Consider the following 13,149-nt stretch of genomic DNA (forward strand, 5'->3'; position numbering starts at 1 on the left):
TTGGAAGTCGGTGCCGGAACCCTCGCTTCAGAAATTCATGCCCGAGTACATGACCCGGCCCGGATCGTACTTCTGCCGCACCGTGCTGAGCCGGGACAGGTTCGCGCCGAAGTACCGTGCGGGCGGCTGGCCGGCTTCGATGTAGTTCACGTAGCCACCGGCCGAATATCGTTGCACCGCTTGGTGTGCGGTGGTGAGCCAGCCGGTGGCGGCCGACGGAGAACCGGAGGTCTCGACGTACCACTGCACCATCGCAGCGTGCCGCCGGTAGGGGAACGCGGTGGCATTGGGCGCCACGGTGGCCAACGCGCCGTCCATCGCATGCATGATCACCAGTCCACGGCCGGCCGCACGCGGGAACGCATCCAGCGCCGCGGCGATGGCTTTGGCAGCGCCCGCGTCGAGCGTCGGGAACACGTCGGACCCGCCCACGTAACCCAGCGGCGACGGGTTGAGGTTTTCCACCGCCAGGTACTTGACCAGGTCGAGGTAGTTGAACGTGTGGTGGTCGGTGCTGGTCGGTTGCACGCCGACGGCGGAAGTGATGGCGCCCGCGACGTTGTTGCCCGATCCGGCCGGGGAGGTCGCCATGATGCGGCACTGGGTGCCCATCGAATCGACGGTCGCATCGGCCAGCGCCCAGAATCTCTTGTCGACGGTGCGCAGCCAGTTCTGCCAACCGACGAGAACCTGGGCGAACTGCTGCGGCGGGAAGAAGAGGTTGACGACGTCGACGTCTTCGGTCGGGAAGGTGGCGTACGTCAGTGACGTCGTCACTCCGAAATTGCCGCCACCACCGCCGCGCAACGCCCAGAACAAGTCGGGGTTGCTGCTGTTGGAGGCGGTGACGGCCTGGCCGTTCGGCAGCACCACGTTCGCCGACGTCAGCTGGTCACAAAGTAGACCCGCGTGCCGGGAATGGGCGCCGATACCGCCGCCCAACGTGTGGCCGCCGGCCCCGACCGACGGGCAGGTGCCCGTTGGCACCCCCCGCCCGTTGGCGGCCAGCGCCTCATGCATGGCCAACAGGTGCGTCGCCGGCGTCACCGTGACCTGCCCACTGGCGGCGTCGTACTTGATGTCCCCGGGCAGCCCACGAAGGTCGAGCACCAATGCGCCGTCGGCCGTGGACGCGCCCGTGTAGGAGTGCCCGCCGCTGCGCGCGGCCACCTTGAGGTTACGGGCGGCGGCGAACGCCATCGCTTTCTGCACGTCGGGCACCGAGGTCACGGTGACGACGGCCGCCGGAGTCGAACCGTTGTAGTTGGTGTTGAAAACCTGCTTGGCCGAGCCGAATTGACCGCTGTCCGGTCCGATCACCTGCCCACCTATGGAGCCCGACAAGGTGTTCCAGTCGGTGGCGGTCGGGGCTGCGCTGACCCGGCCGGTCCCGAACAACGCGCCCGCCGCCACAGCGCCGACAGCGCCCCGCAGGAATGCCTGCCGCGTGAGCTCGCGCCGTGGTGGTCCGGGTACCGTCATGCCCGCAGTGTGTGTTAAGCAGCGGGAAAATCCGGTCGGCTGCCTGCCGTGTCGCAGTATTGGTGACGAATTGTGACCCGCCGCCTAGGTTCACCGACCGCTGAGCTGGACGGCCTTCACGATCAACAACAGCGCCCCGATCACCAGATACGAACGCAGCGCGACCATCCCGAGTCGGGTGCCGGGGGACCAGGTCACCGGTTCCAGCAGCGTCAGCGGCGGCATGCGCCAAGTGGCCCGGTCGACGGGACGCACCGGCGCCGGCGACGGCGTGGGAGCGGGATGACGGCGACCCATCCAGCGCAGCGTCGGGACCGCGACGGCGGCGAGCACGAGCAGTGCCACGGTCAGATAGCCGGTGACCGCGACGACGTCGAGGTCGCGGAACATGGTGGTGGCCATCAGGATCCCCGACAGCAGCAGCAGTGTGCCGACGATCAGACCAGCCACCCAGTTGAGCCAGGGCCGATTCACCCATGGCCCCAGCACTTGGCGGTCGTTGCACAACAACAGCAGGAAGACGCTGGCGCTGGGCAGCAACAGGCCGGCAAGGGCCTGCACGGCGGTGGTGATCAACCCGAGCGGAGCGTTCGGAATGAGCACGATCGCCGCGGCCAGCACCACCATCGCGGTGTAGGACAGGTAGAACTGTTTGGCGTCGGCGAATCCGCGGTGCAGCGAATGCTTCAGTCCGAACACGTCACCGAAGGCGTAGCTGGTGGCCAGGGTCACCGCGGCGGCACCGATGATCGAGGCGTCCATCAGCACGATGGCGAAGAACGAGCCGAGCAACTCGCTGTGCTGGCCGAGCAGGTGCGCGATGGCACCGGCGTCGGTGAAATTGCCGACCGTGCCGGTAGAGCGCGCTGCCCAGTCGCCGGTCATCACCAAAGCCGCGGCCCCGACGATGACGACGAACGCTCCCAGCACGGTGTCGGCGCGCTCGTAGGCCATGAACCTGGGGGTGATCCGTTTGTCGACGACATTGGACTGCTGGAAGAACAGCTGCCACGGCGCCACCGTGGTTCCCACCATGGCGATGATCAGCAACACCGCGTCCGAGCTTGCGCCACCCGAAATGCTCGGCACCACAAAAGATTTGGCAGCATGTGCCCACTGCGGGTGGGACATCAACAGCATCGGTATCTGCAGCAGGGTGATCGCTATGAAGACGAACATGGCTCGCTCCCAGCGCCGGAAGCTGCCGGTGGCCATGATGACGACCAACAGCACGGCCGATATCGGCACCGCAACGTATTTGGAGACACCGATGTAGTCGGCGGCCAGGCTGATGCCGATGAACTCGGTGACGATCGTCAGGAAGTTCAGCAGGAACAGGTCGCCGACCGAAAACCAGCCCCAGCCACGGCCGAAGCGTTCGTTGATCAACCGGGCGTGGCCCACCCCGGTGACCGCACCGAGTCGGACCACCATCTCCTGGTTGACGATCAGCACCGGAATGAGCAGCAGCAGCACCCACAGCAGCGAATAGCCATAGTTCTGACCCGCCTGCGCGTAGGTGGCCACTCCGCCGGCGTCGTTGTCGCCGACCATCACGATGATGCCGGGGCCGACGATTGCCAGCAGCGTCAGCAACCGTGTTTTCCAGGTTCGGGGCAGGTTGGCGTCACTGAGGCTGATACGCCCGAAGGCGCCCTCGATATCGCCCAGATGTGCTGAGTCCAACACCGCGCTGCGCGAGACGTCTTCGACCTGACCGGCAGGCGTCTCGGCGCTTGCGATCTTGTCGGGCATCGAGGTCACAGGTCACCTCCCCGGACTGTCGCGTCGTCGGTGCTGTCGCGCACCGGACGGGGGGCGGGTTCACGTCGGCGCCAATCTTCGGGGATGGTCGCCTCCAGCACGTCGTCCACGGTGACCACTCCGAGCACGCGGTCCTGCTCGTCGACGACCGGGATGGAGTAGAGGTTGAAGTCGGCCATCAACAGCGCGATATCGGTCAGGTCGGCTTCGGCGCTGACGCATACTGGATCCGAATCCATCAGTGCGCCAACGCTTTCACTGGCCTCGCTCTGCAGCAGAGTGATCACCGACACCACACCGATCAGCCGGCCGTCCTCGTCGAGGACGTGGACCTTGACCAGTGCCTCCGGCTGGATGGTGCGCGCGGTCGCGATCAGCGCCAGCGCCGAGCCTGCGGTTGCGGTGGCAACGCACGAGACGAAGTCGACGTTCATCAACCCGCCGGCGCTGTCGGGATTGAACCCCATCAAAGTGATGACCTTGGTGCGCTGCGGGCCGGGCATCAGGTCCAGCACGCGCCGGCGCCGGGACTGGCGCAGGTCGGCGATCGCGTCGGCGGCGTCGTCGGCGCGCATCCGGCCCAGCAGGGCGGCCACCTCGTCGTCCCGCATGTCGTTGAGCAGCCGGCTTGCCTTCTCGGGGTCCAGCTCCTCGAACACGTCGGCTTCCAGTTCCGGGTCGCTGCGGACCCGGTCGAGAATTTCGCCGCCCTCGGCCTTGTCGGCGTCCTCGAGCAGGTCGGCGATCTCCGCCGGCTTGAAGCCCCCGACCCGCCCCCAATGACGGCGTATCGCATCCGTGCGGACGTGGCCGATCAGCGGTTCGAATGCCTTCCAATCCCGGGCCGCGTGGCCGCCGGTGCTCTTGATCAATCCGAACAGCCTCGGCGGGCGCCGGGTGTCCAGCCGGGTCAGCACCCAATCTCCGCCGGCATCCTCCAGAGACGCGTCGTATGCGTGTACCAGTTCCACCGCGGCCACGTCGATCAACCGATGACCCAGCACGTCGGCGCGCAGCAGCACCTCGCCGTCGCGGCGCTCGAAACGGCGAAGGTCGACCTTGTTCTTGGCCAACACCACCTGGCCCGGAGCGAACTCGTGAATGGCCTTGCGGCCGATGAACACCGACCGGCCGCCGACCCCGGCCACGATGCCGGTCACCAGCGGATAATCGTCGGCGCCGCGGAGCCGCACGATGACGTCCTCTACTCGGCCCACCACCTCGCCGGAGCGGGCCAGGACGGGTCCGCGCAGCAGCTCCGAGAGGTGAATGCTGGGGCGCCCGCTGCCAGGCGCGGGTGTGGTGTCCGGTGTGCTCACTGTTGTCTCCTGAATAGTGCTGCGGGGGTTGGCTTTTAGGCGTGTCTCAGCCGGCGGCCGGGGGGCGGCCCAGGATGCGGGGGCGGAAACCGTAGCTGGGCATGCTGGCGAATTCTTCGTCCGCCGCGTCCCCGATCCCGCCCAACGGCATACCGGGTAAGCCCATCGGCCCCGTGTCCTCCAGCACCATCGGGGTGGCGCCCAGACTTCGGTAGGCGCCGGCCCCCATCTGGGTGGTCGCCAGCGGGACGGGGTTGACCGTCGCTCCGGATGCGGCCCAGGCTTGGGGTACCGACATCGCCCCGACCAGATTTGCGCCCCCCAGCTAGGCTGTTGCCGTTGGCAATTCGGCACCGGCTGTCTGTGCCATCGCGGTTCCAGCCGCCTCCGCGGCGGTTCCGGCGCCGAGGCCGGGCGGGTTGGTCAGATAGCTGAAGGCGGTGACGCTGTCGATCATGGATGTCGGATTCGTCAGCCCGCTGGTGGTGAATCCATTCGAGATGTTGGCCACCGAGGCGTTGTTGAGGAAGCTTCCCACCAGCGACCCGTCGCTTCCGTCCAGGAAGTTGAGCACCCCGGCGAGACCGGTGGTGGACGTGTTGGTGTTGGGAGCCAGTCCGAGCCACTCGGCCAGGCCGGACACCGTGTCGGCCGACGTGCTCGACGCGGTCGAGCTACTGGTTGCCTGCGCAACCGCGTTCGTCTGGCTGGTGAGGCCATCGGTGGTCGTGGTGGACTGCGGCGAGGTGAACGGTGTCAGTTGTGTCGCCGCATTCGCCGCAGCTGCGTAGCCGTTCATCGCCGCGGCGTCTTGGGCCCACATCTCGGCGTACTGGGCCTCGGTGGTCGCGATCGCCGCGGTGTTCTGCCCGAAAAGGTTCGTAGCCATGAGGTTTGACAATTGGGCACGGTTGGCTGTGATCGCAGCCAGCGGTACCGTCATAGCAAACGCCGTCTCGTAGGCGGCCGCGGCGGCAGTAGCCTGGCTACCTGCCTGTTCGGCCTGAACGGCGGTGGTGCTCAGCCACTCGATGAAGGGCCCTACCGCGGCCGCCATCAGCGTCGAGGACGGGCCGATCCAGCCATCATCGGTCAGGGTCGCGATCACCGAGCCGTATGAGGCTGCAGCGGAGCGCATTTCAGCGGCCATTGTGTTCCACGACGAACTCGCGCCCAGCATCGATGCCGACCCGGGACCCGCGTACATGCGTGCTGAATTGATTTCCGGCGGTAGTGCCGCAAAGTCGATCATGACGGTCTCCTGACGTCTCGTTATCCGGCGGCCGGTGGACGTGGCATCACGACCGGTCGGAAACCGTATTTGGGTATGGCGCGACGAGCCCGCCGGCCGGCGCCCACCAGCGGCCCGGGATAGGCTCCCGGTCCGCCCGCGCCGCCTGCACTCGACCCGATGTCGCCGAGACCGGTTGCCGGCAAAGCGGTTCCGGCAGGTGAGACGTTGGCCGCCGACGTCCAGCCGGACGGCACCGACAGGTTGCCCACCAAGCGGGCGTGGCCCATGCCGGCGGCGGCACCCATGCCCAGTTCCGGCGAGACGAGCGTCGCCGACTTCAACTCCGCCAGGTGCGGAGCCACTTCGGCAATTCCGGAGTCGACGCAAGCCTGCGGGTAGAACCCCGCGATGGTTTGCAGCAGGAACTCCGGGTTGAACGGTCCGCCCGCGATCGCACCGTTGAGGAGGCCGGTACTGGCGAAGTTCCCGCCCAGGAAGGTGCCCACTGCCGAGTTGTCCGAGCCGTTCAGCAGGCCGGTGAGATACGACGCGACTGATCCGACGGACGTTGCCTGACCCGTACTCGACGTGGCCGAGGAAACCACTGACTGTGCCGTGCCCGCCGGCGTCTGGGCTGCTTGGGCGACGGCGTCGGCTTGCTGCGACGTACCGTCGGGCGTGCTGGTGGACTGCGGCGCGGTGAACGGCGCTAACAACGACGCGACATCGGATGCGGTGGCGTAACCGTTCATGGTGGCGGCGTCTTGAGCCCACATCTCCGCGTACTGTGCTTCGGCGGCAGCGATGGCCGGCGTGTTCTGTCCGAAGACGTTGGTAGCCACCAGCATCGCGAGCTCGGTGCGGTTGGCCGCGACGGCCACCGGCGGCACAGTGGTGGCGAATGCGGTCTCGTAAGCGGTCGCTGCCGCGGCGGCTTGGCTACCGGCCTGCTCGGCCTGGGTCGCCGTGGTGCTGAGCCAGTCTACGTACGGCAGGGCCGCCGCCAGCATCGACACCGACGTGGGACCGAACCAACCGACGCTGGTGAGCTCGTCGACCACCGAGCCGTAGGAGGCCGCCGCGGAACGCATTTCAGCGGCGATAGTGCTCCATGCCGAGGCTGCGGCCAGCATCGGCCCGGACCCGGGGCCGGAATAGATTCTGGCCGAATTGATTTCCGGCGGCAACGCCGCGAAGTCGTACATTTGTCCCCCTCATATGCTTCAGCGAGCCGCTGCCGCGTTGGCCGATTCGGTGGCTGCATACGATCCGGCGCTGGTCTGCAACGTGGACACGAACAGCTGATGCATCGCTGCGGCCTGCGCGCTCATCGACTGAAAAGTCTGCGCGTGGGTGGCGAATTTGGCTGCCGTCAACAGCGACACCTCATCGGCTGCGGCGGGTACCACCCCGGTCATCGGGGTCGCCGTGGCGGCGTGCTGGGCTTCCAGCGCCGAGCCGATCTGCTGCAGACGACTGGCGGCGGCGGCCAACGACTCCGGCCGTGCAGTGACAAAGGCCATTGGATTTCTCCTAACGAAATTTAGTGCAATAGAACAGATCTGAAGTGCTTCGGGGTCGATCAATCCAGGTGTGTAACGAATGCAACTCCACTCAAAGTGAGCGGCGCGCGTAGCCGGCGCGTCAGATTGCCAAAGGGCAGGCGACATCGAGCTTTTCCGCGCACGCCGACACAGTCCGTCGACGCACCGGCGTGCGGAAGAATCCCTCGGGGCCAGCCGATTACGAGTGTGGGAAGAACCGAGATGGGCGAAGGAAGGTGGTCGCCGGTCTCGGATACGGACTATCGTCGGGACTCATTCCGCCTCACCTCCTCACGGCCGCGGCATGCGGGGATGCCATATCTTGCACGACGGGGAGATGCTCCCAGGCCCGAAAAGCCCAGGTGCGGCACCCCTCTCGTCAGAGCTTTGGCACCACACGGCGTATCCGACTGGTCGAGCCGGAAGCCACTTGGGCTCAACCCTTAAGCCGGGAAGAGCTGTCCTGACCCGGGGCGTCTTTCGACGTTCGAGGTCAGTGGCCTGTGTCCGTGCAGACGCCTCACCTAGCGAGGTGCTTGCGTAGGCCATGGTGGCACTGTCCGGTTGGCGAGTCAAGCGAGCGGCATCGAAGGCCGCCAGAGTTCACCGGGTGGACACCTTCGCGGATCGAGGGCTTCGGCGGCGGTCTGAGGCTTTCCGATTGTGGCGCTTCGGGATTGACTTCGGTGTCTCGATGCGGCGGGTCGGCGCCGGCTGCCTTTGTTGCGGAAAGAGTGCCAAACTGCTGTGAATGTTCTGGCAGTCAGCTGCCTGTCATGCTCGGCTTCCGGACCTTGCTCCCAACCCGGGGCCGTTTCGGTCGTAAAGCCCGGTAACGCAGAAACTTTCGGGACGACGGGGGGAAGCTGCAGCCGCATGATCCGCAACGTGCCACCGATCAGGATCGTCGCCAGCGGCAGCTCACCCAGCGTGGCAGCAAGCACCGCGATCAGCCGGTCGGTGTCCTCGGCGGTCATGACGTCGAACCAGGCGTCGCAGATCAGCAGAACCCCGGTGGTGAACGCGAAAAGTGTCAGTAGCTGATGGCGGATGAAGCCGGTCACGGCGGTTGCGACCATGAAGGCCAGCAGCAGGATGTCGAAGCCCACCCACGTCGTCCCCCAGTTACGGGCCGCGTAGTTCTGCGGCAGGGTGAATGCGAGATAGGTGATCCACGGGATCAGCGCCGCGGCCGCGCTGACCGCCAGCCAGGAGCGGATCCGCCGAATTTTGATCGACCGCCACGACCTGATCATCTGAGACACCCCCAGCGTTCACTGTCGTGCTACCTCGACCACCAGTCGCATGCTGAATCTAGCTGATACACAGGGTATTTACGCTGTGGGATGTCTGACAGGTCGGCGTGAATCCGGGTTGGCGGGCTGGTGCCGGCTCGGGATACCCGGCGGGCAGGGGATTGTTCACGGATCGACCGGAGACAGCAAGAGGCACGTCGCGTTGGGCGACGCTTCCAGGCACATTGCGCGACGAACAGCTCGGCCCCGATAGGGTCAAGTGGTGTTGCGGGTCGGGTGTGCATACTCGGTTGACTCGAGGAGAATGGCCCGGTGGACGATCGGTCGGCAAACCAGGGGCCGCCTCAGGAGGCTTATGGCCGGGTCACCAATGCAGAGCGTTACCGGGTTCTGCACGACATCGCGCGGGCCCTGCTGGATGACCTGGAGCGGCGTTTCGAGGTGGCCCGCGAGGTGAGCACGGAGGCCGATCAGCACAGCGCTTCAGCAGTGCCCGTCGTTCGACTGGTGCCGGCCGATGCGGCAGCGTCACCGTTGACCGTCGTGTTCGACGATTTTCCGGGGCTGCTCGTTCGGATGGGCGATGACTGCAGCGTGGGTCTGCCAGCGTGTGGATGTGACGCTTGCGACGAGGCAGTCGAGCGATGCGCGGAACAGCTTCATGACTACGCCGAGGTGTGCGCTGCCGGCGACTTCGGCGAGCGAATCGTGCAGGCGCAAGGATGGTGGCACGAGCGTTGGTACGCGTTTCCCACCGGCACGAGTTGGAACCCCACGCCGGTCGACGTGCCGCAGCGCGACGCGCTGCGGCGGGCATTCGGCGGGGACGAGAGACGCTGGTCGCCATGGCCGCAGCGTGTCGGCGCCGACTGATCTACCCGGACTTCTTATTATCAGTTAATTATCTAAGTGATGATACTCTGCTCGGGTGTCATCACATCCCGCTACGACCGCCGTTGCGTACGAGACCTTGACATGGGGCATGCCAACCGAGGCCGGATACGGGCGTCAGAATGTGCGGGCAGCGCAACGGCAGTCCGGTGATTACCAGGCAGCGATTCCTGCAGAGGTCGAAAATCTGGGGGTCTCCCTTCCCTCCCGCATCCTTGCCGATGCAGAGGAGGCCAGCCAGGAGATCGCCCGCTTCGACGCGGAACTCGGTGACGAGATTGCACCCTTTGCCTCGGTGCTGCTCCGGTCGGAATCGGCGGCCAGCTCCAAGATAGAGAACCTGACCGCTTCAGCGCGCGCCATCGCCGAGGCCGAGACTCTCGGACATTCCAGCCGCCGCAACGCCTCGGTGATCGTCGCCAACACCGAGGCCATGCAAGCCGCCGTCGCACTAGCTGATCGCATCGACGGTGCCGCCATCCTTGCGATGCACGCTGCGCTGATGAACGCCAGCAATCCGGACATCGCCGGCAGGTGGCGAACCGAGCAGGTGTGGATTGGTGGCGGCGATTTCGGTCCCCGTGGCGCAGACTTCATCGCACCGCAGCACAGTCGGGTCCCGGGCGCCATCGACGACTTGATCCGGTTCGCCGGACGCGACGACATCCCCGTTCTTCCCCAGATCGCTATTGCGCATGCGCAGTTCGAGACAATTCACCCGTTTCCGGACGGAAATGGCCGCACCGGCAGAGCGCTGATCCAGGCGATGTTGCGCAACAAGCGACTGACTCGCCAGGTCACCGTCCCCGTCTCGGCGGGGTTGCTCACTGACACCGATTCCTACTTCCAGGCGCTGACCGCATACCGCGAGGGTGACCCCAGCCCGATCGTCGAAAGGCTCTCTGCCGCATCGATCCTCGCAGTCGACAACGGCCGCCACCTCGTGAGCGACTTACGAACCATCAGGGAATCCTGGGCATCGAAGATCACCGCTCGCCGGGATTCCGCCGTCCACCGTATTCCCGACCTGCTGATCAAACGTCCTGTCATCAACGCGAAACTAGTGACCCGTGAACTGAACATCCCGATGAGCAACGTCTACCGCTATCTGGACCCGTTGATCAAGGCAGGGATCATCGTCGAATTCACGGACCAGTCACGAAATCGCGCGTGGCGCGCAACCGAGGTGCTTGCTGCGCTTGATGCTTTCGCCGAACGCGCCGGCCGACGAGGCTGAGCAAGCCCCCTTGCCGCCGCCATCGGGCGGCCCGGCTGTCACGCGAGATTCGGCTCACTGCCCGGTGGCGGTAACAAGGTGCGGGACGCCGACGCAATTCGAGCAATGCAAGAAGCCGTCGCGTCCGCGCTTACCGCCGGCTGGCCTGGGCGATGGACCGTCACCCAGCTCAGGTCCGCTGTAAACGTCGACTGCGGTTATTCAGTATGACTAGACACCACACCTGGCGAGCGCCCCCGGCACGACTCGAACGTGCGACCTAGGGATTAGAAGCACTTTTCGGCGTTTGCTGGCGAGCTCCTAGCAACCGCTGCAATGCCTGCCGCTCGCGTTGCAGAGGCTGTATTGGCCTGCGTTTCTAGGCTGCTGTAATGCCAGCAAACCGGTGCTGAAGAGCTATCCGCAAAACACCAGGTGGCGGGAAACCCCAGCAACTTTGCGGGCCGTGTGGACGCGGTGTGTCCACGGCGGGTTTGCTGGTGTCTCGGAAAGCTAGCGGTGCGCCCGGTACAGGGCCGCAAATGGCGACGGCGGGCCATTGACACGCCACAACGGCCTGCACGATTCTTGGGGGCCAGTGCAGCAGACGGGAACGGGATATGAGCAAGAAGCTGATCATTGGAGCCGTGGTGAGTGCTGGTATGGCCGTGGGGCTCGCGCCAACGGCACACGCTGACATTAACGCCGAAGTCTGCGAAGCCGTGATGGCTTACAGCATCAATCCCTATGATCCGAGCGACCACTACGCCCTCAACATGCTTCAGCGGTATCCGAACATGACATACAACCAGGCCAATGACCTGGTGAAAAAGGCGTTCGGCTCTGTCCGGTATCACGATAACCCCATGTGCAACGGCTTCTCCCTTCCGGAGAACTACTGAGGGCTGCGTGCTGGGAGTCTTCTGGCGCTTGCGGCGTTTCCCTCCAAAGAGTGTCGTACCTGCGGGCTAGGGTGCGTCTCGACACCGGAGGTCCCCATGAGCAACCCACCTATCTGGCTATCGATCGCACAAGCCGTTGGCGCAATTTCGACTACGGTCGGTGTGCTGATCGCGTTGTACGTGGCAGTTCGTCGAGAACCGAAAAAGGCCGCTGAAGAGCGTAAGCGGCATGAAGCGCAGATGGATGCGCTTAATCGGGCAGAGACAGAACGCGTTGCAGCGCAGGCGCGCAAAATTGTCCCTGGTTGTGTACGAACGCCGATGTTTGGCAACACCTGGTGGACGGTCAAGATCGAAAACGTTAGCAACGCTGCAGCAACCATCTTGTCCGTTGACGTAGATGCTGTGGATAACAACGGCGATGTCGTGCCGAATGCCTGTCAGCAATCCAACAACACCCTGCCAGCCGACCAAGCTTTCGAAAAGGCGATTCGCGGTGCGATGTCTGGATCACTGCAGGGCGCTTTCCAGCAGTCCGGCATCGGCCGCATAATTCCGCAGGGTGCCGCTCAACAACTAACGAACCAGCTTGCGCCCGCTGTGAAACAGGCGATGCAAGAAGCCATGGTCGGTCATTTCGTTACGGAGTGGCAACGGACACTTGGGCCGAACCAGAGCGCTCTAATGGCCTACACGACCACCGACCCAATGTTCAAGTTACGCATAACGATTGAATATGAAGATGAGGCCGGCTATCAGTGGCGACGTACCGACACTAGCCAACCGGTGCGGACCGATAAGGTTCCGGCGTGACTGCCGCACCGAATTGGGCCGCAGTAGCTGCTGTAAACCAATTTGCAACAGTTGTCGTGGCGAGTTGGGCATTGATCTACGCCCGTGGCCAGCTACAACAAGCTCGTCTAACCCGCGAACGCATTGCACAACCGGATGTCGTTGTGTACGTCGACCGCCACGAAGTACGGCGCTATATGGATTTGGTAATCAAGAACTTTGGACAGACGACGGCCTACAACATCCGGTTGAAAATCCCGCCGTTACAGGTGGCGCCATACACTAACCTGCACACCGGTGAGGAGGTGAAAAACCTTTACGTACCGGAAAGCATTGCGGTGCTCGCTCCTGGCCAAGAATGGCGGACAGTGTGGGATTCCGCCGAGCGGAGAGCAAAGCATAAGGGAACGCTGCAAGATCAGTTTGTCGGTCACGTGGAATTCGACGACAAGATGAGTCCGGACAAACCTAGCTTCCGCAATCCAATCTCGTTGGACATCAAAATGTTCTGGAACACAACGTGGATCACGGAGAACAAGGGCAAAACGGTCGAGAAGGCATTGTATGAGATCGCGGGCACGCTCCAGAGCTACAGCCGCGACGACAAAGGTGTTTGGGTATATACGGCCACTGGCGATGACGAGCGTCGCCGACGGGAACAGGAATACCGTGAGGCGGTACAGGAAAACGAAGAGTTCATGAGGGATCTAGGGGTCATTCAAGATGATCCTGACCCAGACGACTGAGAC

The 13,149-nt window shown here is 64.4% G+C and carries 11 protein-coding genes, 1 pseudogene and 1 riboswitch; of the genes and pseudogenes, 5 read left to right on the forward strand and 7 right to left on the reverse strand.

What is annotated here, in order from left to right; all coding sequences use genetic code 11:
* Positions 1–27: 27 nt before the first annotated feature.
* From L6444_RS09470 to L6444_RS09505, 7 genes and pseudogenes are all read right to left on the reverse strand, one after another.
* On the reverse strand, positions 28–1,482 hold the full coding sequence (locus tag L6444_RS09470) for an FAD-dependent oxidoreductase (RefSeq protein WP_236981924.1): 1,455 nt from the start codon (positions 1,480–1,482) through the stop codon (positions 28–30).
* 90 nt (positions 1,483–1,572) lie between these two features.
* Positions 1,573–3,237 carry an NRAMP family divalent metal transporter gene (locus L6444_RS09475; protein ID WP_236981926.1) on the reverse strand — a complete coding sequence of 555 codons (1,665 nt, stop codon included), beginning with the start codon at positions 3,235–3,237 and terminating at the stop codon, positions 1,573–1,575.
* A 5-nt stretch (positions 3,238–3,242) separates the two neighbouring features.
* Positions 3,243–4,565, reverse strand: coding sequence for a magnesium transporter MgtE N-terminal domain-containing protein (locus tag L6444_RS09480; RefSeq protein WP_370652908.1), 1,323 nt, complete (start codon positions 4,563–4,565; stop codon positions 3,243–3,245).
* 46 nt (positions 4,566–4,611) lie between these two features.
* A pseudogene (locus tag L6444_RS30510) lies at positions 4,612–5,817 on the reverse strand (PPE family protein).
* Between the two features lie 20 nt (positions 5,818–5,837).
* The gene (locus L6444_RS09495; protein ID WP_236981930.1) at positions 5,838–7,004 is read right to left on the reverse strand and encodes a PPE family protein; all 1,167 of its coding nucleotides are present in this window, start codon (positions 7,002–7,004) and stop codon (positions 5,838–5,840) included.
* 18 nt (positions 7,005–7,022) lie between these two features.
* Complete coding sequence (locus tag L6444_RS09500) at positions 7,023–7,322, reverse strand: PE family protein (protein ID WP_236981932.1); 300 nt, start codon at positions 7,320–7,322, stop codon at positions 7,023–7,025.
* 385 nt (positions 7,323–7,707) lie between these two features.
* Positions 7,708–7,882, reverse strand: a riboswitch (M-box (ykoK) riboswitch).
* Between the two features lie 33 nt (positions 7,883–7,915).
* A complete protein-coding gene (locus L6444_RS09505) occupies positions 7,916–8,452 on the reverse strand; it encodes a hypothetical protein (protein WP_236981934.1) in 537 nt (178 codons plus the stop codon).
* Between the two features lie 459 nt (positions 8,453–8,911).
* Between L6444_RS09505 and L6444_RS09510 the strand changes: the two genes are divergently transcribed.
* The 5 genes from L6444_RS09510 to L6444_RS09530 all read left to right on the forward strand — a co-directional run bounded on the left by L6444_RS09510 (position 8,912) and on the right by L6444_RS09530 (position 13,146).
* Positions 8,912–9,472, forward strand: coding sequence for a DUF6226 family protein (locus L6444_RS09510; RefSeq protein WP_236981936.1), 561 nt, complete (start codon positions 8,912–8,914; stop codon positions 9,470–9,472).
* A 109-nt stretch (positions 9,473–9,581) separates the two neighbouring features.
* Positions 9,582–10,727 carry a Fic family protein gene (locus tag L6444_RS09515; protein WP_236981938.1) on the forward strand — a complete coding sequence of 382 codons (1,146 nt, stop codon included), beginning with the start codon at positions 9,582–9,584 and terminating at the stop codon, positions 10,725–10,727.
* A 599-nt stretch (positions 10,728–11,326) separates the two neighbouring features.
* The gene (locus L6444_RS09520) at positions 11,327–11,608 is read left to right on the forward strand and encodes a hypothetical protein (RefSeq protein WP_236981940.1); all 282 of its coding nucleotides are present in this window, start codon (positions 11,327–11,329) and stop codon (positions 11,606–11,608) included.
* Between the two features lie 96 nt (positions 11,609–11,704).
* Positions 11,705–12,421, forward strand: a complete 717-nt coding sequence (locus L6444_RS09525) for a hypothetical protein (RefSeq protein WP_236981942.1) — start codon at positions 11,705–11,707, stop codon at positions 12,419–12,421.
* Positions 12,418–13,146 carry a hypothetical protein gene (locus tag L6444_RS09530; RefSeq protein WP_236981944.1) on the forward strand — a complete coding sequence of 243 codons (729 nt, stop codon included), beginning with the start codon at positions 12,418–12,420 and terminating at the stop codon, positions 13,144–13,146. Before L6444_RS09525 ends, L6444_RS09530 begins: the two co-directional genes overlap by 4 nt.
* Positions 13,147–13,149: the final 3 nt, after the last annotated feature.

Source organism: Mycobacterium kiyosense (assembly GCA_021654635.1).
In the GTDB taxonomy this organism is placed as follows: domain Bacteria; phylum Actinomycetota; class Actinomycetes; order Mycobacteriales; family Mycobacteriaceae; genus Mycobacterium; species Mycobacterium kiyosense.

Coding starts and splice junctions, on each gene's coding strand:
- L6444_RS09495 (WP_236981930.1), bottom strand. CDS start 7,004: ATGTACGACTTCGCGGCGTTGCCGCCGGAAATCAATTCGGCCAGAATC.
- L6444_RS09475 (WP_236981926.1), bottom strand. CDS start 3,237: ATGCCCGACAAGATCGCAAGCGCCGAGACGCCTGCCGGTCAGGTCGAA.
- L6444_RS09500 (WP_236981932.1), bottom strand. CDS start 7,322: ATGGCCTTTGTCACTGCACGGCCGGAGTCGTTGGCCGCCGCCGCCAGT.
- L6444_RS09525 (WP_236981942.1), top strand. CDS start 11,705: ATGAGCAACCCACCTATCTGGCTATCGATCGCACAAGCCGTTGGCGCA.
- L6444_RS09470 (WP_236981924.1), bottom strand. CDS start 1,482: ATGACGGTACCCGGACCACCACGGCGCGAGCTCACGCGGCAGGCATTC.
- L6444_RS09520 (WP_236981940.1), top strand. CDS start 11,327: ATGAGCAAGAAGCTGATCATTGGAGCCGTGGTGAGTGCTGGTATGGCC.
- L6444_RS09515 (WP_236981938.1), top strand. CDS start 9,582: ATGCCAACCGAGGCCGGATACGGGCGTCAGAATGTGCGGGCAGCGCAA.